This is a genomic window from Pacificispira sp. (assembly GCF_965228185.1).
Taxonomy (GTDB): Bacteria; Pseudomonadota; Alphaproteobacteria; order UBA8366; family Aestuariispiraceae; genus Pacificispira.
On sequence record NZ_CBDDHE010000003.1, the window covers coordinates 21563 to 46659 of the forward strand.

The window sequence follows — 25097 nt, forward strand, 5'->3', positions numbered from 1 at the left end:
GACGGCCTGACCCTGACGGCCAGTGCGGATGGCGAGACTGTATTCACCGTCTCCCTGAGCGGCGATCCGGCCAGCGGCACGATGGCCTATACCTTCGATCTGGTGGGTCAGTTGGACCATCCGGCGGGTGCGGGCGAGAACGTGCTGAGCATGCCGGTCGCGATCACCATCACCGACAGCGACGGAAGCCAGGCTTCTGGCACGGTCTCCCTGTCGGTCGTCGACGACGTCCCGGCGGTCGCCAATGACGCGCCCGTCATCGGACAGGCGGAATCCGTCTCGGTCGATGAGGACGATCTGGCGGACGGCACGGACGGCAGCCAGTCGACCTCAGTGTCCGGCGATTTGGGCTTCGGCTCGGGCGATGTCATTGCCATCGATTATGGCGCGGACGGTCCGGCGGCAGGCGCCCCGGCCGGGATCGGCTACAGCGATCTGGACTTCACCATCGAAGGTCCGGCGGGTCTGACCTCGCAGGGCGAAGCGGTGACCTACAGCCAGAATGGCAACGTGCTGACCGCCGAAGCGGGCGGCCGCACGGTCTTCACGGTCGAACTGAACGCCGACGGCAGCTTCACCTTCGACCTGCAGGACAGTCTGGACCACGCCGACGGCGCGGGTCAGAACGCCATGGATCTGGGCTTCACCCTGACCGGCGTGCCGAGCGCGGCGGCGATTGCAGCGGCGGTCGACGGTGACGGCGACCCGGTCCAGGGCCTGGATACGGCGAGCGTGACGCAGACGATCTCGGTCTCTGTTGTCGACGACGTGCCGGTTGCCACGGCCAACGACCTGTCCGGCGAGCCGGAAATTGTCACCGTGACGATCACGGCCGAGAATTACAGCGAAACCGACACCGGCTTCACGGTGACGGGCCGCCAGATCAATCCGGACGGCACGCTGACCGACAAGTCGGGTGCCCTGGTGTCGACCAATGCCAACCCGCCGGGCTTCGGCGTGACGGGCGCGGCGTCGGGCGACCAGTCCGAAATCGGTTACAGCAACAACCACGGCATCTCGGAAGAGCTGCATATCGACTTCGATACGCCGATCACCGAGGTCACGATCTCCTATTCCTGGATGAACAGCCAGGAAGACGGCACCTATACCCTGTACCGCGACGGCCAGCCGGTCGGCACGGCCACGGTGGACGGGGTGACCGATCAGATCGACGCGGCCTTCACGGCCACGGCCGATGACGGCGGTCCGTTCGACAGCATCGTGTTCACGGCGCCGAGCGGCGGCGGGCACGACTTCCTGGTCCATTCGGTGCAGTTCCAGCAGACCGTTACCGGCGGTGGCGTTGTCGCCGAGCAGGTCACGCTGGACGAAGACGACCTGATCGACGGGTCCGATCTGGATAAGGAAGGTCTGACGGCGAACGGCAACCTGAACCTCGCGGGCGAGGAGCTGGTGACGATCGATTACGGCGCGGATGGTCCGGCCGACGGAGCGCCGTCGGGTCTGGGCTATGGCGACCTGACCTTCACCATCGACGGTCCTGCGGGCCTGACGTCGCAAGGCGAAGCGATCACCTATGACAATTCGACGCCGGGCGAACTGGTGGCGACGGCGGGTGGCCGCGAAGTGTTCACGGTGACGCTGAATGCGGACGGCAGCTTCTCATTCACCCTGAAGGACACGATCGACCACGCCACCGGTGCGGGCGAGAACGTGCAGGCCCTGACCTTCGGCCTGACGGGCGTTCCGAATGCGGGCGCGATCACCGACTACGATCTGGATCCGGCCTCGTTCGACGGGGTGGCGTTCACGCACAGCTTCCAGGTCAATGTGGTCGACGACGTGCCGACGGCGGTGGATGACAGCGCCGGTCCGGTGGAAGAAGGCCATTCGGTGTCGGGCAACGTCATGACGTCGAACGACACGGAAGGCGCCGATGGCGCGACGGTCACGTCCTTCACCTACAAGGATGCGAACGGCCAGACCGTGTCCGTCACCGTCGATCCGCAGAATGGCGGGACGGCGACGACGGAAGCCGGCACGCTGACGGTGATGGCCGACGGCAGCTACACCTTCACCGCCAATGGCGATGTGGTGAGCGGCGGCGACACCCATGTGGAAAACTTCGGCTACACGCTGACGGATGCGGATGGCGACACGTCCTCCGCGACCCTGAGTGTCACGATCACCGACGATGACGAGCCGGAAATCGAAATCTTCTATCCGGGCGACGACGATCCCAACATGGGACCGGACGGTGCCTTCGTGGACGAGGACGATCTGGGCGTCGAGGCCGGCGATACCGACCAGGGCACGGATCAGAACCAGCCTTCTTCGGTCAGTGGCGATATCCAGCTGACGTTGGGCGAAGACGGCTTCGGGTCGATCGCTCTGTCGGTTCCGGCGGAACTCGAGGGGCGGAATCTGACTTCGGGCGGCCAGCCGGTCAGCTACGAAGTGTCGGGCGATGGCATGACCATCACGGCGTCGGCCGATGGCGAGACCGTCTTCACCATGACCCTGACGGGCAATGCGACGGACGGCTTCGGCTGGACCTTCGATCTGACGGGCAATCTCGACCATGCCGCGGGCCAGGGCGAGAACCTGATTGCCGACCTGCCGTTCACCGTCACGGTGACCGACAGCGATGGGGATGCGGCCTCCGGCTCGATCCTGGTCGACGTGAAGGATGATGTGCCGGTCGCGACCGCGAACACCGTTCCGGTCGGCGGTAATGAAGAGCAGATCATCCAGGTCACGAATATGGGCCAGGAGAGCGCGGCCTATAACAACACCTACGGCTACTATGTGAAGGGCCCGAACGGCGAACCGACCGAAGGCAAGATCATCTTCGCCAACACCAAGCAGGATATCGGCGAGACCTACACGATCGAAGGTCACGACGCGGCGGATATCGGCTTCTTCGTGATCTCGAACGGGGCGTCGCTGAACGGCGGCATCTCGAACGGGATGACGGTGACCTTCGAGCAGGACAACAGCGGCGAATGGCATGCGGTTGCCGATGGCGGCCGTCTGTCCGGCCAGGGCGATCCGGTCCTGTTCGACGACCCGTCCTTGAACGAAGGCAACTTCGATTACACGGTCGACAACCAAGTTGCCGGTAACCAGAACTGGGAAGACATCCCGGGCGGCGGCGACAACGACTTCAACGACGTCAACATCAATGTCGAGGTCATCACCACGACGACGATCCCGACGGTCGACGAAGACGACCTGGCCGACGGCAGCAGCCCGGATGCCGGTGCCCTTGCGGTCAACGGCAACCTTGGCCTGGCGGGCGAGGAGCTGATCAGCATCGACTACGGCGCCGACGGTGCCGCGGCCGGCGCTCCGACGGGCCTGGGCTACAGCGACCTGACCTTCACGATCGAAGGTCCGGCGGGCCTGACCTCTCAGGGCGATGCGGTCACGTATCAGCAGAATGGCGACGTTCTGACGGCCACGGCCGGCGGGCGCGACGTCTTCACGGTCCAGCTCAATGCCGACGGCACATTCACCTTCACGCTGAAAGGGTCGATCGACCATCAGAACGGGGCCGGTCAGAACGTCCAGGCGTTGACCTTCGGGTTGATCGGGATCCCGACCGCCGCCGCGGCGGCCTCGGCCGAAGATTTCGACTTCGACCCGGCCTCCTTCGACGGGGTGCAGTTCAGCCACAGCTTCCAGGTGAACGTGATCGACGACGTGCCGTTGGCGGTCGATGACGGCCAGGTCACGCTGGACGAGGGCGGCGTGACCGTCACCGGCCAGCTGATGGGCAATGACGTGGCGGGCGCGGATGGCGCATCGGTCACCTCCTTCACCTACACCGACGTCAACGGCGATACGCAGACCGGTGCCGTCGGTCAGGAAGTTCAGACCGAACACGGTACCCTGACCGTTCAGGCGGATGGCAGCTACAGCTACACGTCCAACACGTCGGTCGATAATCCGAACGGCGATGCCGTGACGGATGCGATCACCTACACGATCACCGATGCGGACGGCGATACGTCCTCGGCGACGCATAGCTTCGAAATCGAAGACACGCTGCCGGAACTGTCGCTGCAGATCGGCCCGGCGGAAGGCTATGAGGATCAGCCGATCGGCCTGTCCATCTCGGCCGATCTGGCCCAGGCCAATAATGCGGTGACCGTGGGTGTCACGCTGGGCAATGTGCCGACCGACGCGGTGCTGGTCACCGGAACGGGCCAGACCCTGACAGGTTCGTCCAGCTACACGCTGACGCCGGACGATCTGGAAGGTCTGACCATCCAGGCCGGCCTGCATTCGGCGGACGATTTCGGGATCACGGTGACGGCGACGGCGACCCATTCGGTCACCGGCGAAACCTTCACCACCGATCCGATGCCGCTGCCGGTCACGGTCCATGAGATCGCCGACGGCCCGACCCTCAGCGTGACCGCCGATGTGGTTGCGGTGGGCGACGAAGGCACCGACGACATCCTGATCGGCGGCGCCGGCAGCGATACGCTGCTGGGCGGCGCGGGCGACGATACGATCGACGGCCAGGGCGGCAACGACCTGCTGATCGGGGACGAGTATGACGGCTTCATGTCCGCCGCGCTCAACATCGGCGTCGGCCTGATCGATCAGGACGGGTCCGAAGTGGCCTCCCTGACCCTCAGCGGCCTGCCGGAAGGTGCGACGCTCAGCTCCGACAACGGTGCGATCACCGTCACCAACGGCACGGCGCAGCTGTCCGTCGCGGACCTGCAGGGGCTGACGGTCACCTTCCCGGCCGGGACGGACGCGTTCGACATCACGGTCGCGGCGCGGACGGTCGACACCGATGCGGATGACAGCACCACCGACACGTCGGCGGATGTGGTCCAGACCATCAGCGTCAGCCTGCCGGGCGGCGACGGCTACGGGGACGATACGATCACCGGCGGGGCCGGCGACGACACGATCTACGGCAACCGTGGTGACGATGTCCTGTATGGCGACGGGCCGGATGCCTGCCCGCCGGATCATGAAATCGTCAACGGCTCGCAGCAGGTCTATGTCACCGACCGGGGTCCGTTCCTCTCCATTGGCGAGGACAGCGGTTCGGGCGATATCGGCGAACCGGGCGAGGCGGGTCACGTCTCCGAAGGCGGCTTCACGATCACCGGTACGCTGGGCGGCGTCGGCGCGGGCGTGGTCACGTCGATCACCTATACCGCCGAAAGCGGCCAGGCTTTGACGGCCTTGGTCGATGCGACCAACGGCGTCACGGTCGACACCAAGTATGGGATGCTGACGGTCAATGCCGACGGCAGCTTCAGCTACACGTCCGACCATGACGAAGATCACGGTGCCAGCGGCGCGCCGCTGCCGGATCCGTTCTCCTTCACGGCGACGGTTCCGACCTCGGGCGGTACGACGGGCGGCGGCCTGACCGTTGGGGAGAACGATTTCGTCGACGATGGCAGCATGAACCATCACGGCACGTCGGGTTCCGATACCTTCGTGGTCGATCGCGATCTGAAGATGAACGAAAACTTCCAGATGGGAGACGGCAACGACGTTCTGATCGTCAACGGCGACACCAATCAGGGCAACAACCTGAACATGGGCGACGGCAACGACAGCGTGAACCCGGGTGAGAACATCCAGGGCAATACCGCGGTCGATGGCGGGGCCGGCGACGACGTGCTGTATCTCAGCAAGGCGTCGACGTCCTATCAGTTCCAGAACTTCACGAACAATAACGGGTCCATCAACACGCAGGTCATCGACCTCGACACCGGCAAGATGCTGACGGTGAACAATGTTGAAGCCATCGCCTTCGCGGACGGCCATATCGTCGGCAACGCCGATCTGGTCCAGACCGGTGGCGGAGAGACGCCGGCGGACACCTTCAACGACACGATTTATGGCGAAGAAGGCAACGACCAGCTCTATGGCGAAAAGGGCAATGACATCTTGCGCGGCGGTGCCGACAGCGACACGGTCGACGGCGGCAAGGGCATCGACGATGTCCATGCCGGGTCGGAAGACGACCTTGGCCTGTTCACGGTCGGCGAAGGCGGCGTCGGGGAGCGGTATGACGGCGGCACGGGTACGGATACGCTGCGCATCAAGTACAGCGCGGCGGACCTGGAGAACCCGGCCATCGTTCAGGAACTGCGCGAAATTCAGCAGTTCATCGCCGACAACTCGAACCCGCTGACCGACAGCGGGGCCGAGCGGACCTTCTCCGCCCTGGGCATCACCGTCCAGGATTGGGAAGACGTCCAGCTCGACGGCCCGCCGCTGCCGGATCCGGTGGATGCGAACGACGATACGGCTTCGGTGGTCGAAGGCGGTCAGACCGTCACGGGCAACGTGCTCAGCAACGACGACACCGGCGGCGGTCAGATCACGTCCTTCACCTACACGAAGGAAGACGGCTCCACCGGCACGGCGTCGGCGGGCGACACGGTCGACACGGTTTATGGTCAGCTGACGGTCCAGGCAGATGGCAGCTACACCTACACGTCCGACCCGTCCGAGGATCACAGCGGCGGCGGCCTGAGCGAGGCCGTCACCTACACCGTGACCAACCAGTACGGCAGCGACGATGCCACGCTGACGATCAATGTCGGCGACACGGTTCCGGTCGCGGTCAATGACGTCAACAGCACGGTCGAAGGCGGTCAGGCCGTCACCGGCAACCTGCTGGCGAATGACGATCTGGGCGCCGACGGCTCGACCCTGACCTCGTTCACCTATACGGATGCGAACGGCAACCAGCAGACCGGCGTGCCCGGCTCGACGGTCACGACCCAGACCGGGACGCTGACGGTTCAGGCCAACGGGACGTACAGTTTCACGGCCAATGCCAGCATCGACCATTCGACGAACGGTCAGACCGAGCAGGAGGTCTTCTCCTACACGATCACCGACGGCGACGGCGACATGTCGACCGCGACGGCGACCATCAACATCGCGGATACCAATCCGGATCTGGATGTGACGGCGTCGGGCGGCGGCCTCGAGGATCAGTGGGTCCCGCTGGACATCACCTACACCGCGACGGGCGAAGGTCCGGGCGATGTGTCCTTCACCCTGTCCGGCGTGCCGGCCGGGGCGACCCTGAATGCCGGTACGGAAGTTTCGGCGGGCGTCTGGAGCCTGACCGAAGCCGATCTGGACGGTCTGGCCCTGCGGGCGACGGAAGACTTCTCCGGCGAGATTTCTCTGACGCTGACCGCGGATACCACCGATGTCGACGGCGACACCGCCTCCGACAGCGAGACCTTCACGGTCTTCGTGGCCCCGGTCGTCGACGAAATCGATCTGGAAGTCGAAGACGCGACGGCGGCGCCGTGCGACGATCCGACCGAGCCGGGCGAAGGGCTGCGCGTGACCAATATGGGTCAGGAAAGCGCCGCCTATAACAACAGCTACGGCTACTTCATCATCGGTGCGGGCGGCGTCCCGACCGTCGGTCAGATCCTGTTCGCCAACACGAAGCAGGAAATCGGCGTCACCAAGGAAATCGAAGGCGTAGACCCGGACAGCGTCGGCTTCTTCGTGATCTCCAACGGCGCCAGCCTGAACCCGGGCCTGGCCAACGGGACGGAAATCACCTTCCAGCAGAACGGCAGCGGCAACTGGGTTGCCCATACGGCGAACGGCCCGCTGTCCGGTCAGGGCGATCCGGTGATCTTCTCGACGCCGGGTCTGAACGAAGGCAATTTCGACTACACCCAGGACAACGCCGTTGTCGGCAACCAGAACTGGGAGGATATCCCGGGCGGCGGCGACAACGACTTCAACGACGTCAACATGGATGTCGAGCGGTATACGATCGACGCGCCGGATAATGGCGGCGTGACGGCGGATATCTCCGGCACGGTGGGCGACGATGTCCTGACCGGTACCGCGGATGACGAGGTCATCGCCGGCGGTGACGGCAACGACACCATCATCGGCATGGGCGGTGACGACACGATCCTGGGTCAGGGCGGTCAAGATGTCCTGTACGGCGATGGCGGTCCGGATGCGGATGGCGACGGGGTCGTGGTGGTCGGTCAGCCGACCGTCGTGTTCCAGACGTCGTTCGAGACCATGCCGGGCGATGTCCAGCAGTCGAATCCGAGCTACTTCGCGCAGAGCATCGAAGGCTGGACCACCACGGCGGAAGACGTTGAGATCTGGACCGACAATCTGGTCCGCGATCTGGGCGATCAGCCGGACGGCAAGACCTCGGCGGCGGACGGTCACAACTTCGTCGAACTGAACAACGTCACCAGCGATGTCTATTCCGACTCGGACGGCATCTACCGCGACGTTCCGACCGAAGCGGGCAAGGTCTATGAACTGACCTTCAGCTACTCCGGCCGGCCGGGCTATGACGAGACCGTCAACAAGATGCTGGTGTCGGTCAACGGCAACACGCTGGGCGATTACAGCCACGACATGGAGAACCAGACGAACCACGACTGGCAGACGGTGACGGTGACCTTCACCGGCAACGGCTCGCCGATGCGGATCATGTTCGTCGAGAACTCCGACAACGATCAGGCCTATGGCCGCGGCATGTCGCTGGACAACATCATCCTGACCGATACCGGCACGAAGATCGTGTCCGATATCGAGGGTGACAGCTTCAACGACACGATCTACGGCGGTGCCGATAACGACCAGATCTACGGTCAGCAGGGCGACGACGTGATCTATGGCGATGACCCGCTGGGTCAGGACTATGACGGCTGCTTCACGGCGCCGGTGTCGATCACCGTCGGCGACAACGATATCGACGGGTCCGAAGTCCTGACGGTCGAGATCGGCAACGTTCCGCAGGGTGCGACGCTGTTCAACACGGCGGGCGACACCTTCTCGGGCTCGCAGGTCCATGTCCTGACGCCGGATCAGTTGGAAGGGCTGCAGATTCGCGTGCCGAACGGCACCGGCGACTTCACCCTGTCGGTCGAAGTCACGTCGCTGGATACCGATCCGGACCGGGGCGAGACCGATACCGGCACGGTGTCGGCCACGATCGATATCGACATTCCGGACACGTCGGGCGGAACCGGCGTCCCGGGCGACGACACGATCCACGGCGGCAGCGGTGCGGACACGATCTACGGTCAGCAGGGCGACGACATCATCTATGGCGATAACGGTCCTGGCATGCAGGCCCCCGGTGGCGGCACGCCTCCGCCTCCGCCGGAACCGGTTGAAGTCTCCTTCGGTCTGACCACGCCGAGCTATTCGGACGACCCGTTGAACCTGTATCCCAACAACGGCGACTCCTACGCCAAGGGCTACACCGATAGTGGCGACTATGTCGTCAAGATCGGCGGCAAGGACGATTGCGACATCTGCAACATGGCCGGCGGCTACACCACCAACTTCACGGTGGACGATGCCGCGACCGACGGGACCCTGACATTCACCTACCGGATGACCTTCGATCGCGACTATGAATCGAATGAATACGGCGAGGTCTGGGTTGCCATCGACGGCCAGAAAGTCGTGCTGAACGGCAACGACTACATCCAGAAAGTCAGCGGCAACGGCAATGGCGGCGATGATTTCGACAGTGGCTGGCAGACGGTCACGATCGATATCGGCAACCTGTCGCCGGGCGCACATTCGGTCACGCTGGGCGGCTACAACAATGCCAAGACGACCAAGAGCGAGGAAATGACGGTTCGCTTCAAGGATATCGAAGTGACCGGCATGGTTGGTGGCGAAGTCGGGGGCGGCGAGACCGGCTCTGATGTCAATGCCATCTTCCACTTCGGTCTGGACGATGTCTCCTGGAGCAGCAACGAAACCGTCACCGACAATGTCAACGGTTTGACCGGCACGGCCAAGGGCGGTACCGGCTCGACCAACGGCCCGGATGGCGGCGCGGCCCAGTTCGACGGCGACTGCGACTATATCGAAGTCCCGCACCATGCCTCGATGGAAACCCAGACTGGGACCTTCACCATCGACTTCCTGGCCTGGAACAACGGCACGTTGGCGTCCAAGGACTCCAGCGGCTACGACGACGGCGGTCACTTCAATATGGAAATCGACAGCGACCGTGAGGTGAAGCTGCGAATCCAGACCGAGGACGAGACCTTCTATCTGGAAGGCGGCAGCATCGACTACCAGAATTGGCACAACGCCACCGTGACCTGGGACGGCACGACCGTGTCGCTCTACGTCGACGGCAATCTGGTCGACAGCGTTGCCTCTGACTGGAACATGGCCTCGAACCAGAATCCGTGGACCTTTGCGGCATCGCAGACGCATAGCGGCGACGATACCGCGAACAATCTGCGCGACTATCTGAGCGGCCGAATTGACAGCCCGGCGCTGTTCGACGGGGCGTTGACCGCGGATCAGGTGGCGTCGATGGTCGATAACGGCACCGGCTACTTCATCGAGAATATCGACGATCTGGCTTCAGGCGGCACGGAGACGCTGTCGCTCGACATCACCGGCACCAACGTCAATACCTCGGCCGTTGTCTCGGCCTGGGACGACGCTGGGGTCACGCTGCAGGCGCTGCGCTACAATGCAGGCACCGACAGCTATACCGACGCGCCGTTCTCGACGAAGAATGTCAGCTTCACCATCAATTCGAGCCATACTGCCGACGCCAGCATCCACGGCACGTATAACTACGCCGGGATCGCGGTCGGGGGCGGCATCGACGGTGGCGAGATCGACACCCAGGACGGCAGTGACGGCACCGGTACCGAGGTCATGCGGATGACCTTCGACACGGCGATGGACTCCGTCACGGTCACCTTGTCTGCCCTGTTCGACGGCGAATCCCAGATCACCGCGGACCATGGTCCGTTCGATCCGGGCTACCTGGAACAGGCCCGCTGGGTCGCCTATGGCCCCGACGGTCAGTCCGCCACCGGCGTGATCAACGGCACGGTGAACGGTCTGGTCAGTGCCAAGATCGACACCGACTTCCCGATCACCAAGCTGGAACTGACGCCGGTCGATGACGGCGCCGGTCACAGCGGCCACAATTCCGACTTCCTGCTGAAGGGGATCGTGGCGGTGCCGGTCGGGTCGGATGTGCCGGATACGCCGGATGGGGATGTGTCCTACGACGACGTCATCCATGGCGGCACGGGCAATGACCAGATCCATGGCCAGTACGGCAACGACTTCCTGCAGGGCGGGTCGGGCAACGACATCGTCGCGGGCGGCGCGGGTCGTGACTGGATCATGGGCGGCACGGACAGCGGTTCCGCCAGCACGGCGCCGCAGGCGATCACCGTCACCTTCCAGGGCACGGATGCCGGCTATTCCAACTCGGTCGGCTACTATGTCCTGGACGATGAAGGCACGCCGGAAACCGGTGAGGTCATCTGGGCCAACCTGCATCAGACCGATGTCGGCTCGACCCATACGATCCTGCTGGACGGCTTCGACCAGGATGATATCGGCTTCTTCCTGATCCCGGATGGTGGCGACATGAATGCCGGCCTTGCGGACGGGACGGTCGTGACCTTCGGCGAGAATACGGACGGATCGGTTACGGTCTATGCCGACGGACAGGCACTGCAGGGGCAGGACGCGAATGCGTACTTCTCAAACCCGCCGACCCTGAACCCCGACGGCGTGAACCATACCCAGATCACGGAGATCGCGGACGGCGTCGGCCTGACCATCAACACCGACGGCAAGAACGGCGTGCTCAGCACGGACGATGTCGGCTTCTCGGGTCAGAAGGTCACCGTCGAAGTCGGCTTCAAGTCGACGGAGCTGGGCAGCGACTTCACGCCGCTGCTGTCCTACTCGGCCGGCCGGAACAACGGGAACGAGTTCACCATCGGGGCGCAGAACGGTGTCCTGACGATCCTCGTCGCCGGTGTCTCCGTCGCCACGAACATCCTGGCCTCCGGCCTGTTCGATGGGGACGAGCACATGGTCTCGGCCAGCTGGGACGGCACCAACGGCAACCTGAAGGTCTATGTCGACGGTGTGGAAGGCTTCGCGACCACGGGCATCGCCCAGGGTCAGTCGATCCAGGGTGGCGGCACGCTGGTCTTCGGGCAGGAGCAGGACAGCAACGGCGGCGGCTACGACAGCGATCAGGTCTTCTCGGGTACCTATACCCAGGCGCGCCTGTTCGACGATCTGCGGGACCCGGTCGAAATCGCCCAGAATGCGGGCGAGCCCCTGCCGGATGACGCCGACAATGTCGTCGCCGACTATCGCTTCGGCGGCTATGACAGCGGCAGCAAGACGGTCGAGGATGTTTCCGGCAACGGCAACGACCTCAGCTACGGCACGGTGTCTGGCTTCCAGTCCTCCAGCGATCCGGAAGTGGTCGTGGGTGGCTCCGGCGAGACGCTGATCGGCTTCGAAGACCTGCTGAACGGTGGCGATCAGGACTACAACGACGCCATCCTGTCGGTTCGTCCGGCGCCGACCGCGGCGGACTTCCAGGCGGGCGACCAACTGTGGGGCGGCGAAGTCGGCGGCACGGGCGATGGCGACAAGGATGCCTTCTTCTATGCCCGCGGCGACGGCGTCGACACGATCCACGACTTCGAAATGGGCACGGACCAGCTGTTCATCAGCGGCTATGACCGGGGCGAGATGACGATCCTGAAAGAAGGGAACGACACGATCATCAGCCTGGGCGATGGCGGCGCGATCAAACTGGTCGGTGTCGACGCAGATCTCTTCGGCACGGACGAAAACATTGCCAGCTACGACGCCGATACCGACGGCAGCGGCGCGCTGAGCATCGACGAGCTGATGGAGTTGAGAGATGACGTGCTGGCCGATGGCGGTGGGCAGGGCGGCAGCGCCCCGCCGAGCGCCGGAGACGCCGGTATCGTTATGGTCGCGCCGGTTGAACCCGGTCTGACCGACGCCGGCGGGAACGAAGACCCCCAGAACGGGTAAGCTTCGACCTCGCTTAAATACAGTACCCCTCGTTACGAGACGGCGGCGGTCCCAGCCCGGACCCCGCCGTTTCTTTTTTTCCTTCCCGGGGTGAACTTTGGCCTGAATCATGCTTAAGTGTTCGGGGCGGTGCGCTGCTGGAGCGCCGCGATCGGCGTGGCAGAGGCTAGGCGCCTCGGAGGTAGCGGTTCAATAGATGGCGAGTGAAACGGAACACGACGCGCGGCGCAGGGCCAAGCGCCCGCCGACCTATTCGGCGGACTCCGCCGGAAAGGGCGCCGAGACCGCGCCGCCAGACCGTCTCGATAGCGGCGATGTGCCCAAGGGCGCTGGGTTGTTGGCGCCTGTCGACGAATCCCGGAACGATCCAAATGCTGGCCGGTCCGAGCGTGACCTACTGTCGCCCGAGGCGTTGCAGCGCCACATCGATACATCCAATGCCGCCAATGACACCGCCCAGGTCCTGCGCGACGCCGCGCGGGAAGGCGCGGAGGCCGCCGGCGCGACACGGCGCGCGCCGCCGCCGGACGAAGGCGACGGCACCGAAGCAATGGCCGCGGAACGGCGCAGCAAGGATCGGCGCACGCGCGGGCGCGACGGCAAGGATCGCCGCAAGCGCGGCACCGGGTGGCAAATTCGTCCCACCCCGGGCACCAAGGACGACCCGCTTCTGGGCTGTCTGACGATCCTGTGTACCTTGCTGGAGCGGAATATTTCCTCGGAGGCGCTGACCTCGGGCCTGCCGCTGGTCGACGGGATGCTGACGCCGGAACTGTTCCAGCGCGCGGCGGAGCGGGCGGGCGTGTCGTCTCGCCTGCAACGGCGCGATCTGGACCGGATCACAAAACTGTCGCTGCCCTGCGTCCTGTTGCTCAGCCGTCAGCGCGCCTGCGTTCTGACCGACATCAAGCGCAACGAAGGCCGCGCGACCATTATCCTGCCGGAGATGGGCGCCGGGACGCGCGATGTCGATTACAAGGAACTCAGCGAAGAATATGTCGGCTACGCCCTGTTCGCGCGGCCGGAATTCCAATACGACAAGCGCGCCCAGGACGACCGGGTTGCCGATCCGAAAGGCTGGTTCTGGGGCACGCTGCTGTCGTCCTGGAAGCTGTATATCGAGGTCGGCATCGCCGCGATCATGATCAACTGTTTCGCGCTCGCCAGCCCGCTCTTCGTCATGAACGTCTATGACCGCGTCGTGCCGAACTTCGCGGAGGCGACGCTTTGGGTGCTCGCGCTCGGCATATCCATCGTCTATGGCTTCGACTTCCTGCTGAAACTGATCCGCGGCTACCTCGTCGACGTGGCGGGTAAGACGGCGGATACCAAGATCGCCTCGCGCCTGTTCCAGCAGGTCATGGGGATGAAAATGGCCAATCGGCCGCCATCGGCGGGTGGTATGGCCAATACGATGCGGGAATTCGAAAGTCTGCGGGAATTCTTCACCTCGTCGACCATGACGGCGCTGATCGACTTCCCCTTCATCTTCCTGTTCCTGGGCGTGATCGCGATCGTCGGAACGCCGCAGATCGTCGCCATTCCGGCGGTCATGGTGATCACCGCGATCCTGGTCGGGCTCATCGTTCAGATCCGCATGCGCAAGATCGTGCAGGAAACCACCCGCGAGGCACAGCAGAAGCATGCCATCCTGATCGAGGCGATTTCCGGCGCGGAAACCATCAAATCAACCGCGTCGGAAGGCCGGATGCAGCGGAACTGGGAAACCTTTGTCGGCAAGACCGCGCATTCGTCGATGAAGGCGACGCGCTATTCCCAGTTCGCCACCAATCTCAGCGGTCTGTTCACGCAGTTCGTGACCGTCGTCGTCGTCTTCGTCGGCGTCTATCAGATCCAGGAAGGCAATATGTCGGTCGGTGCGCTGGTCGCCTGCACCATGCTGTCCGGGCGCGCCATGGCGCCGCTGGGGCAGATCGCGGCCATCGCGACGCGCTTCAACCAGGCGCGGGAATCGCTGATCGCACTGGACAAGATGATGCAGACGCCGGTCGAACGGCCGGAAGGGCGAACCTTCGTTCACCGGCCGGAATTCAACGGCACGCTGGAATTCAAGAACGTCAACTTTACCTATCCCGAAGCGAAGACCGCCGCGCTGAACGACGTGTCGTTCAAGATCGAGGCAGGGGAGAAGGTCGGCATCATCGGCCGGATCGGGTCCGGCAAGTCGACCATTGAACGGTTGCTGCTGGGCCTCTACGACCCGGATCAGGGATCGGTGCTGGTCGACGGCACCGATGTGCGCCAGATCGATCCGGCGGATCTGCGCCGTGCCGTCGGTGTCGTGCCGCAGGATATCTATCTGTTCTTCGGATCGGTGAAGGAGAACATTTCCATTGGTGCGCCCTATGCCGACGATACGGCGATCCTGCGCGCGGCGCGGATTTCCGGCGTGGACGAATTCGTTTCGAAACACCCGCTGGGTCTCGACCTGCCGGTCGGGGAGCGCGGCATGACACTCTCCGGCGGTCAGCGTCAGGCGGTCGCGGTCGCGCGCGCGTTGTTGCTGGACCCGCCGATATTGCTGCTGGACGAACCGACCAGCGCGATGGACAACACGACTGAGGGCCGGTTCAAGGCGCGGCTCGGCACGGTTCTGACCAACAAGACGCTGATCATGGTGACCCATCGCGGGTCGCTGCTGACCCTGGTGGATCGGCTGATCGTCATGGATGGCGGGCGGATCGTGGCCGACGGGCCGAAGGAAATCGTCATGGAAGCCTTGGCCTCCGGCCGGATCCAAGCGGCGAAGGTCTAGACTTCCGGCACGGTTGAGCCCAGAGTTTTTCGGGTAGGATTTTAGACGGACGAAAGAAATGTCTGCTGGCAGTTGGGACGACGGCATATTTGAGGCCGAAAGCAAATCGGGCGTCGGGCGCGGCGCGCGGATGTGGGCGCATATCCTGCTGTTCCTGATCGCCAGCTTTTTCGTCTGTTTCCTGGTCTGGGCGCATCAGGCGGTCCTGGACGAGGTGACGCGCGGTGAGGGTAAAATTATCCCATCCGGCCAAACCAAGATCGTGCAGCACTTCGAAGGCGGCATCGTTGCCGAGATCCCTGTCCGCGAAGGCCAGATCGTTGACGCCAACCAGGTTCTGATGCGGGTCGAAAACCGTCTCGCCGAGGCCGAACTGGCGGAAAAGACGAAGCAGTATCTCAGCCTTCAGGCCCAGGCGTCCCGGCTTCAGGCGGAGGCGACAGGTGCGGAAAGTGTCAGCTTCCCTGGCGATGTGCAGCAAAGCGCGCCCGACCGGGCCCGCGATCAGCTTGACGTGTTCCAGACCAATCTGGCGGAACTGCAGGGCAAGATCCGCATTCGCGAAACCCAACGGACCCAGGCCCTGCAGGAATTGCGTCAGAAGACGGCCCAGGTCGCGCAGATCGAAAACCAATTGTCGATCGCCCGCGAGGAACTGGCGCTGGTCCAGCCGCTGGTCGCCAGCGGCGCCGCATCCCAGCAGGAATTGCTGACATCCCGACGCAGCGTGATCCAGTTGGAAGCGGAATTGGAAGACGTGCAATTGTCGATTCCGCGAATTCGCTCGCAGATTCAGGAAGCGACGACGACGATCCAGCAGGAATTGTCCGCCTTCCGCGCCAAGGCGCAGCAGGAACTGAGCCAGGTTCGCGCCGACGCCGAACGCTTGCGTGAAGAACTGAGCGCCGGACAGGACCGGGCACGCCGGACGGAGATCACGTCGCCGGTGCGTGGGACGGTCAACAAGATCCTGATCAACACGATTGGTGGGGTCGTGAAGCCCGGCGATCCTGTCGCGGAAGTCGTGCCATTGGAGGATTCCCTGCTGGTCGAGGCGCGTATCCGCCCGTCGGACCGCGCCCAACTCTATCCCGGCCTGCCGGCGGTGGTGAAAGTCTCCGCCTATGATTTTTCGATCCATGGCGGGCTGGACGCCGAATTGGTCGATATCTCCGCCGATACGATCCTGGACGAAGAAGGCGAGCCCTATTACCGCGTCCGATTGACCACAAACGAAACCAGCCTCGGGCCGGATAAGCCGATCATCTCAGGCATGACGGTCACTGTCGATATCATCACCGGCGAGAAGACCGTTCTGGATTACCTGTTGAAGCCGATCCTGAAAGCGCGTGAGAACGCCCTGAACGAACGGTAAGGCGGTTTCAGGCCAACCAAACCACATGAACCCGGGGGAACCTATGGCCGGACGGCTGAACGCCTATACGGATGAAGATTTGTCGCTGGATGGCGCCGCGGGTGGTCCGTTGAGCGGCACGACATTCGCCGTGAAAGACCTATACGACATCGAAGGCATGGTCGCTCACTGCGGCAATCCCGATTGGGGGCGGACACATGGCCCGGCGGCGCAAACGGCGGAGGCGGTTCAGCAATTGCTGGCGGCCGGAGCCTCGGTGCGCGGCAAGACCATCACCGACGAATTTGCCTTCTCCATCGTCGGCGAGAACCATCATTTCGGGACGCCGGAAAATGTGAACGCGCCCGGCCGCGTATGCGGTGGGTCTTCCAGCGGGTCTGCGGCCGCCGTCGCGGGCGGGCTGGCCGATTTTGCACTGGGTACGGATACCGGCGGGTCGGTCCGGGTGCCGGCCAGCTTCTGTGGCCTGTTCGGGCTGCGCCCGACCCATGACCGCGTCTCGCTTCAGGGCGTGTTCCCGCTTGCCCCTTCCTTCGACACGGCCGGTTGGTTCGCACGGGAACCTGGATTGATGCGGCGTATCGGGAAGATCCTCCTGGACGACGCGGCCGGTGCGGAAACCGCTGCGCCGGTTCGCCTGCTTTATCCGACCGACGCGTGGGATCAGGCGGATCCGGAGACACGGACGGTGCTGGGGCACGCCCTGAAGCGGCTGGAGCGACTCTATGGTCCGGCGGAGCCGGTTTCCCTTTCGGAAGGGGCCGGACTGGATCGCTGGTTCGAAACGTTCCGGGTCGCGCAAGGGGCGGAGATCTGGGAGACCCTGGGCGATTGGATCGAATCGGTAGGGCCGACAATCGGACCGGGCATCAAGGAGCGCCTGAGCTGGTGTTCCAGCATTGGCCCGGAAATGCGCGTTTCGGCGGATGCGGAACGCGCCCGTATCTCGGATCGGGTCGCCGAGGTGACACGCGATGGCGGGGTTCTGGTCATGCCGGTCGCGCCGGGCCCGGCGATCCCCGCCGGTCAGGCCGCGGTCGCGTCCGATACCGTGCGGGCCAAGATCATCCGGCTATCCGGGATCGCGCCGCTCGCCCGGGTTCCGCAAATCTCTTTGCCGGTCGCGAAAGTGGAAGGGATGCCTGTCGCCCTGTCGCTGATGGGCGCCCCCGGATCGGACGAGACCTTGTTGGCCTTGGCAGAAGCTTGCTGCGGCAGTGCCGTCGATGGTCTCGCGCCGATGAAGGATTGAGATTGCCGTTAGACGGGGAACTTCACCAGGGAATGGAAGGGCACGTCGATTTCGTCCGCGCCGCCCAGCCCGTCTAGTTCGATGATGCAGGCGACCCCTACGACCTCACCCCCAACTTTGCGGATCAGGTCGACGGCGGCGCTCATCGTGCCGCCGGTCGCCATCAGATCGTCCAGAACGACGACCCGCTGACCTTTCGCAATCGCGTCCGCCTGGATCTCGACCGTATCGGTGCCGTATTCCAGTTCATAGACATGGCTGACCGTCTGGCCGGGCAGTTTACCCTGTTTGCGGACCATGGCGAAGCCCAGGCCCAATTCCAGGGCCAGGGGTGCGGCGGTCAGAAAGCCGCGGCTTTCAATTCCCACGAGAATGTCCGGATTCCAGTCGCGGCAAACCTCCGCCAATTGGTCGACACAGGACCGCCAGGCCCCGGGATGCGCCAGCAGCGTTGAAATGTCATAGAACAAAATGCCGGGTTTCGGAAAATCCGGCACGGTTCGGATATGTTGCGCAATGTCCATCGCTGCCTCTAAAGTCCGCTTAAGTGGGGAGCAAAACGCGCGCATCCTATAGGCAGCGCCAGGGTGCTGCAATGCGCGCGGCAGAGGGGGTTACGATGGCTGCCGAAGGCTGGATGCGTACGGAAAGCGGCGGGTCCGCTTTGACCGTCCTCGCCGGCGGCGCATGGACGGTCGCGGGCTCGGCCTCTCTGAATGAAATCGTCGACAGTCTGAAACCGGGGGCGGCGCGTCGCGTCGTCTTTGACCTGTCCCAGATCGACCGCCTGGATAGCGCCGGGGCCTGGCTTCTGTTCAAAACCGCCGCCCGCCTGCGGGACGAAGGCATCGAGACGGACTTTACCGGTGTCGCGGAACGCCACGGGCCGTTGCTTCAGATCGTTGAAGATCGCGGCGGCGCGAAGGCCGTGCGGGACGAACGGCCGAACGCGCTGATCGCGCTGTTGGACCGGACCGGGCGCGGCGCCGTGGGGGCGGCGACCAAGGGTCTGGAGCTGCTCAACTTCGTCGGCATGGTGACGCTGGTCTTCCTGCGGGCATTGACCTCGCCGGGTCGGTTCCGTCCCAAGGCGCTGGTCACCCAGATCGAACAGACCGGTCTGAATGCGCTGCCGATCGTCGGCCTACTGTCCTTTCTGGTCGGTGTGGTCCTGGCCTATCTGATGTCGGATCAGTTGCGTCAGTTCGGGGCGGAAGTCTTCACCGTCAATCTGGTCGGACTGTCGATGCTGCGCGAAGTCGCGGTCCTGATCACCGCGATCATGATCGCCGGTCGGTCCGGATCCGCCTTCACGGCCCAGATCGGCACCATGAAGGTGAACGAGGAAATCGACGCCATGGGGACGCTGGGCCTCGACCCGGTCGAGGTTCTGGTCCTGCCGCGCATCATCGCGCTGATGATCACCTTGCCGGTCCTGACCTTCTTCGCCGATATCATGGGCGTGCTGGGGGGCGGGGTCATGACGGTTCTGGCGTTGGATTTGACCCCGACCCAATTCGTGACCGCGCTGAAGAATGCCATCGAATTGAACGACTTCCTCGTAGGCATGGTGAAGGCGCCCGTCCATGCCTACATCATCGCGGTGGTCGGTTGCTACGAAGGGCTGAAGGTTCAGCGCACGGCGGAAAGTGTCGGGCGGCAGACCACGACATCCGTCGTCGAATCCATTTTCCTGGTGATCGTCGCGACCGCGTTGTTCTCCATCCTGTTCTCGGCCCTGGGGATCTAGGCGCATGACCGACGACGCGATCTCTATCCGCATACGCGGCCTGCGCACCCAGTTCGGGGCCCAGGTCATCCATGACGGGTTGGATCTGGATGTGCGGCGGGGTGAGGTAATCGGCGTGGTCGGTGGTTCCGGTACCGGCAAATCGGTCATGCTGCGTGAGATCATCGGGTTGCAGCGACCCAGCGGCGGGCGCATCGAATTGCTGGGTACGGATGTCTGGAATGCCGGTTTCGCGGAACGCACCCGGATGCGGACGCGGATCGGGGTTCTGTTCCAGGATGGGGCGCTGTTCTCGTCGCTGACCGTGGCGGAAAACATCCAGGTGCCGATGCGCGAACATCTCGACATGCCGAAAAGCCTGATGGACGAGCTGGCGGCCTTGAAGATCGCGATGGTCGGCCTGCCGCCGGAGGCCGGGTCGAAACTGCCGTCGCAATTGTCGGGCGGGATGCGCAAGCGTGCGGGATTGGCCCGCGCCCTGGCCCTCGATCCCGATGTCGTTTTCCTGGACGAGCCGACGGCGGGGCTGGACCCGATCGGGGCGGCCGCATTCGACCAGTTGATCCGATCGCTGCAAACCAGCCTGGGATTGACGGTCTATATGGTCACGCATGACCTGGACAGCCTAGCCGCCATCTGCGACCGCATCGCGGCCCTTGTGGACAAACAAGTTACGGTCGGTACCATGGCGGAGCTCATGCGCGACGACCATCCGTGGCTGAAGGAATATTTTCACGGACCGCGCGCCCGGGCAGCCGGCGGCATCGCGGCCGAATAGACGGGGGACGGCTTAAGCGTATGGAGACACGTGCCAGTTTCGTCATAGTCGGGGCCTTCGTCCTTTCTTTTTTCGTTGCGATCGTCATGGCCGTCGTCTGGTTGGCCGATGTCGATATCGACGACGATGTCGTGCTGTACGACGTCTTCTTCAAAGGATCGGTTTCCGGCCTGTCCGTCGGCAATCCGGTGCGTTACGGCGGTATTCCCATCGGCATCGTCACCGATATGCGGATCAGCCAGGACCGGTTCGGCGAGATCCAGGTCGTGATCGAGGTGCCTCAGGACACGCCGATCCGCGAAGACGCTGTGGCCAGCCTGGAATATCAGGGCATCACGGGTGTCGGCTTTATCCAGATCGACGGCGGCACGGAAGCCGCCGCTCCCCTGACAGCGAAGGCGGGGCAGGAGCGGGCGGAAATCCGGTCGGAGAAATCATCCCTGCAGCAAGTGTTCGATTCCGCGCCCGAAATCATGGCCGATCTGGAAATCCTGGCGGAACAGGCGACGAAGCTGCTGAACGATCAGAATGTCGCCCATATCCAGAACACTCTGGCCAATATCGACCGGTTCTCCAACGCGCTGGGGGACAGTTCGGAAGACGTCGCGATGATCCTGCAGGAAGGCGCCAGCACGATGGAGCAATTCCGGCGCACGGCGGTGGAGGCGGAGCGTTTCGTCGGCGCCTTCGCCGACCGGTCGGAAACCTTGGCCGGGGCGGCCGAGACGACGGTGCTGGAGGCGCAGGCCATGGTACAGGATATGCGCGCCTTCACCCAGCGGCTGGACACGCTGGCGATGAAGGCGACCCCGGTGCTCGACAACGCCAACGCCATGGTCAAGGGCTATGCCGATCTGGGACAGGACATGCGCGGCGAGGTCGGTCGGCTGGCCACCCAATTGTCCGACACGCTGGACCGCATGGACGGGATGATCGGCAAGACCGACACGCGGATCGGCATGCTGCTGGAACGTGCCCAGCAATCTCTCGCCAATGTGGATTCGACCCTGAAGACAGCGGACAATCGGATCAATGACGTTGCCGACACGGCGGAAGCCACATTGGGGGATTATTCGCAACTCGCCGGCAATGTCGCGCCGATGGTCGAAGGCGTCGCCCGCGACGCGTCTTCGGCGGTCGCCAATTTCAGCGCGATTTCCGCCGATCTGCGTCTGGCCGCCACGAATATCGCGGCCGCGGCGGACGAGGCGAAGCATCTGATCGCCGAGAACCGGGATCCGGTGACCAGCTTTACCAGTACCGGGCTTTTCGAATTCACCCAGTTGCTGGCCGACATGCGCACCCTTGTCTCGTCGCTGACACGGATCACGAACCAGATCGAACGGGACCCGGCGCAGTTCTTCTTCGGCGACTCGCAGCAAGGATACGAGGTTCAATGACGCGTTCCCGAAAACCCTTCGGTCCGGTTGAGACCTTTGCGCCGACGCGGCGCGGCTTCGGGCTTGGCGCCGGGGCGGCGCTGATGCTCGGCGGTTGTTCCGTCGCTCTTCCGGGCAGCGGCGAACCCCCGCGCATTTACGTCCTGACACCGAAAAGCACATTCGGCGACGATCTGCCCAGCGTCGATTGGCAATTGCTGATCGAACCGCCCCAGGCGGCAGCCGGCATATCGTCGGCGCGGATCGCCCTGCGCCGGTCGCTGATCGAGCTTGAGTACTTCGCACGGGCGGCCTGGACCGACAGCGCGCCGCTGATGATCCAGACCCTGTTGATCGAAAGCTTTGAGAATTCGGAGAAGATCGTTTCGGTCGGCCGCCAGGCCATCGGTCTGCGGTCCGATTTCATCCTGAAGTCGGACCTGCGCGAGTTCCAGGCGGAATACATGGACGACAATGGCAATCCCCTGCCGGCCGGGTCGCCCCCGAATATCCGCATCAGGATGAATGCGAAACTGGTAAGGATGCCCCACCGGACCATCGCGGGTTCGCGCACCATCGAATATGTTATCCAGGCGCCAGGGCCCGGCATGGTCGACATCATTGCCGGTTTTGACGAGGCACTGGGCAAGACCCTGAAACGGATCGTCGGCTGGACGCTGGAGGAAGGACAGCGTATCTACAGCGCGAAGAACACCTGAAGCCTTTGGTTGGGAGACCAGCAGCCATGACGCATGTTTTCCATCGGACCTGTGGCGCGACACCGCCGACCGCCGTCAAAGGGGACGGTTGCTACATCGTCGATGCCGACGGCAAGCGCTATCTGGACGCGTCGGGCGGGGCAGCGGTCAGCTGTCTGGGCCATTCTCACCCGAAGGTCATTCAAGCGATCAAGGATCAGGTCGATGCGATCGCCTTCGCGCATACCGGCTTCTTTACCAATGATCCGGTCGAAAAGCTGGCCGATTTCCTGGTCGAGCGCGCGCCGGGCGATCTGAACTATGTCTATTTCGTGTCCGGCGGGTCGGAAGCGACGGAAGCGGCGCTGAAACTCGCCTATCAATATTTCTGGGAGAAGGGCGACGGGCAGCGCCGCCGTTTCATCGCCCGGCGTCAGAGCTATCACGGCAATACGCTGGGGGCGTTGGCGGTCGGCGGGAATATGTGGCGGCGGGATCAGTTCGCCCCGATCCTGATCGACGCACAGCATATCTCACCCTGCTATGCCTATCGCGAAAAGCGCGATGACGAGAGCCTGGAGGAATACGGCCGCCGGGCGGCGGACGAACTGGAAGCCAGCCTGCAGGAAGTCGGTCCGGAGACGGTTGTCGCCTTCGTCGCGGAACCGGTGGTGGGCGCGACGGCGGGCGCTTTGGTCCCGGCGCCCGGCTATCTGAAGCGTATCCGCGAGATTTGCGACCGTCACGGCATCCTCCTGATCCTGGACGAGGTGATGTGCGGTATGGGGCGCACGGGGACCCTGTTCGCCTGCGAGCAGGACGGGATCGCGCCGGATATTCTGGCGACAGCAAAGGGGCTGGGGGCCGGGTATCAGCCGATCGGCGCGATGCTGTGCACCACGGAAATCTATGAGACGATCCGCGACGGGTCCGGCTTTTTCCAGCATGGCCACACCTATATGGGCCATCCGACCGCGGCCGCGGCGGCCCTGGCGGTGCAGCAGGTAATCGAAGAAGACGACCTGCTGGCAAATGTACGCAAACGCGGCGCGCAATTGATGGAGCGGCTGACCGCGCGGTTCGGCAACCATCCGCTGGTCGGTGATATCCGGGGGCGGGGGCTATTCATCGGTATCGAGCTGGTCGCCGATCGCGGCACCAAGGAACCGTTGGACCCGGCACTGAAGATCCATGCGGCGATCAAGAAGCACGCCATGGCTCAGGGGCTGATGTGCTATCCGGGAGGCGGGACCATCGACGGCAAGCGGGGCAACCACATCCTGTTGGCACCGCCCTTCATCATCGACGACAGCCATGTCGAGGAGATCGTCGAGAAACTGGGCAATGCGGTCGATGCGGCCCTGGCCGATGCGGGCCTAGCCTGACCGATGACGGCAGAGGCAAACAAGGCAGAAGATAGGGCGGATTTACCGCCGCTGATCCTGGCGGTCGCCCCGAACGGCGCGCGTAAGACCAAGGTCGACCATCCGGCCCTGCCGATGGGCGCGGCGGAAATCGGACATACCGCCGCGTCCTGCAAAGATGCAGGGGCTTCCCTGATCCACCTACATGTTCGCAATGCCGAAGGGACCCATTCCCTCGATGTCGATCTGTACCGCGATGCCATCGCGGCCGTTCGGCGCGAGGCGGGCGACGGGCTGATCGTTCAGGTCACGTCGGAAGCGGTCGGAATCTACGCGCCGGAACAACAGCGTGCCATGGTGCGCGATTTGCGCCCGGAAGCGGTTTCTTTGGCCATCCGCGAGTTGGTGCCGGATGCGGCGGCGGAACCGGAATTCGCCCAATTTGCGGCCTGGATGAAGGCGGAGCGGATCGCGCCACAATATATCCTCTATGATGCGGACGATGTCCGGCGCTATGCCGATCTACGTCGGCGCGGGCTGATCGCGGACGACCCGCCTTTTGTGCTCTATGTGCTGGGCCGTTATAGCAAAGGTCAGCGCTCGCAGCCGGCGGACCTGTTGCCGTTTCTGACCGCCGCGCGGGAAGAGGCACTGGACGTGCAATGGTCGGTCTGCGCCTTCGGGCCGAAAGAGGCGGCCTGTGCCTTGACGGCCGCGGCGCTGGGCGGACATAGCCGAATCGGGTTCGAGAACAATCTCTACCTTGCGAATGGAGAGGTCGCGCCCGACAATGCGGCGCTGATTTCGCAAGTCGCGGAACAAGCCGGCATGGCTGGCCGGGTCCTCGCAGACCCGGACGCGGCGCGCACTGTACTTGGGATGGAATGAGGGGGA

Annotated in this window: 11 protein-coding genes (1 of these 11 cut by a window edge); 10 read left to right on the top strand and 1 reads right to left on the bottom strand. The window is 63.8% G+C overall.

Going from position 1 to position 25097, the window contains the following annotated elements:
• From ACO06O_RS03810 to ACO06O_RS03825, 4 genes are all read left to right on the top strand, one after another.
• Positions 1-12831: the end of a DUF5801 repeats-in-toxin domain-containing protein gene (locus ACO06O_RS03810; protein ID WP_421876446.1), read on the top strand. Its footprint begins 21465 nt before the window's first position; only the last 12831 of its 34296 coding nucleotides appear in the window; its start codon lies beyond the left edge, outside the window; the stop codon is at positions 12829-12831.
• A gap of 196 nt (positions 12832-13027) precedes the next feature.
• Positions 13028-15607 carry a type I secretion system permease/ATPase gene (locus tag ACO06O_RS03815; RefSeq protein ID WP_421876448.1) on the top strand — a complete coding sequence of 860 codons (2580 nt, stop codon included), beginning with the start codon at positions 13028-13030 and terminating at the stop codon, positions 15605-15607.
• A 58-nt stretch (positions 15608-15665) separates the two neighbouring features.
• Positions 15666-16982 (top strand): HlyD family type I secretion periplasmic adaptor subunit, encoded by a 1317-nt coding sequence (locus ACO06O_RS03820; RefSeq protein ID WP_421876450.1) that lies wholly within the window; start codon positions 15666-15668, stop codon positions 16980-16982.
• Positions 16983-17025: 43 nt separating this feature from the next.
• Positions 17026-18234 (top strand): amidase, encoded by a 1209-nt coding sequence (locus ACO06O_RS03825; RefSeq protein ID WP_421876452.1) that lies wholly within the window; start codon positions 17026-17028, stop codon positions 18232-18234.
• 8 nt (positions 18235-18242) lie between these two features.
• Here the strand turns inward: ACO06O_RS03825 and ACO06O_RS03830 are convergent, their stop codons facing one another.
• Positions 18243-18758, bottom strand: a complete 516-nt coding sequence (locus tag ACO06O_RS03830; RefSeq protein WP_421876455.1) for an adenine phosphoribosyltransferase — start codon at positions 18756-18758, stop codon at positions 18243-18245.
• Between the two features lie 95 nt (positions 18759-18853).
• Here ACO06O_RS03830 and ACO06O_RS03835 point away from each other — a divergent pair, with 95 nt between their 5' ends.
• The 6 genes from ACO06O_RS03835 to ACO06O_RS03860 are packed head-to-tail and all read left to right on the top strand — an operon-like array spanning position 18854 to position 25091.
• A complete protein-coding gene (locus tag ACO06O_RS03835; RefSeq protein WP_421876457.1) occupies positions 18854-19984 on the top strand; it encodes an MlaE family lipid ABC transporter permease subunit in 1131 nt (376 codons plus the stop codon).
• Positions 19985-19988: 4 nt separating this feature from the next.
• Positions 19989-20762, top strand: a complete 774-nt coding sequence (locus ACO06O_RS03840; RefSeq protein ID WP_421876459.1) for an ABC transporter ATP-binding protein — start codon at positions 19989-19991, stop codon at positions 20760-20762.
• A 20-nt stretch (positions 20763-20782) separates the two neighbouring features.
• Positions 20783-22162, top strand: coding sequence for an MlaD family protein (locus ACO06O_RS03845; RefSeq protein WP_421876461.1), 1380 nt, complete (start codon positions 20783-20785; stop codon positions 22160-22162).
• Positions 22159-22860, top strand: a complete 702-nt coding sequence (locus ACO06O_RS03850) for an ABC-type transport auxiliary lipoprotein family protein (RefSeq protein ID WP_421876463.1) — start codon at positions 22159-22161, stop codon at positions 22858-22860. The genes ACO06O_RS03845 and ACO06O_RS03850 overlap by 4 nt, the downstream gene beginning before the upstream one ends.
• A 26-nt stretch (positions 22861-22886) precedes the next feature.
• Positions 22887-24224 (top strand): aspartate aminotransferase family protein, encoded by a 1338-nt coding sequence (locus tag ACO06O_RS03855; RefSeq protein WP_421876466.1) that lies wholly within the window; start codon positions 22887-22889, stop codon positions 24222-24224.
• 3 nt (positions 24225-24227) lie between these two features.
• Positions 24228-25091 carry a 3-keto-5-aminohexanoate cleavage protein gene (locus tag ACO06O_RS03860; RefSeq protein ID WP_421876468.1) on the top strand — a complete coding sequence of 288 codons (864 nt, stop codon included), beginning with the start codon at positions 24228-24230 and terminating at the stop codon, positions 25089-25091.
• The last annotated feature ends 6 nt before the right edge of the window (positions 25092-25097 follow it).

Coding starts and splice junctions, on each gene's coding strand:
- ACO06O_RS03845 (WP_421876461.1), top strand. CDS start 20,783: ATGGAGACACGTGCCAGTTTCGTCATAGTCGGGGCCTTCGTCCTTTCT.
- ACO06O_RS03815 (WP_421876448.1), top strand. CDS start 13,028: ATGGCGAGTGAAACGGAACACGACGCGCGGCGCAGGGCCAAGCGCCCG.
- ACO06O_RS03850 (WP_421876463.1), top strand. CDS start 22,159: ATGACGCGTTCCCGAAAACCCTTCGGTCCGGTTGAGACCTTTGCGCCG.
- ACO06O_RS03860 (WP_421876468.1), top strand. CDS start 24,228: ATGACGGCAGAGGCAAACAAGGCAGAAGATAGGGCGGATTTACCGCCG.
- ACO06O_RS03820 (WP_421876450.1), top strand. CDS start 15,666: ATGTCTGCTGGCAGTTGGGACGACGGCATATTTGAGGCCGAAAGCAAA.
- ACO06O_RS03835 (WP_421876457.1), top strand. CDS start 18,854: ATGGCTGCCGAAGGCTGGATGCGTACGGAAAGCGGCGGGTCCGCTTTG.
- ACO06O_RS03830 (WP_421876455.1), bottom strand. CDS start 18,758: ATGGACATTGCGCAACATATCCGAACCGTGCCGGATTTTCCGAAACCC.
- ACO06O_RS03825 (WP_421876452.1), top strand. CDS start 17,026: ATGGCCGGACGGCTGAACGCCTATACGGATGAAGATTTGTCGCTGGAT.
- ACO06O_RS03855 (WP_421876466.1), top strand. CDS start 22,887: ATGACGCATGTTTTCCATCGGACCTGTGGCGCGACACCGCCGACCGCC.
- ACO06O_RS03840 (WP_421876459.1), top strand. CDS start 19,989: ATGACCGACGACGCGATCTCTATCCGCATACGCGGCCTGCGCACCCAG.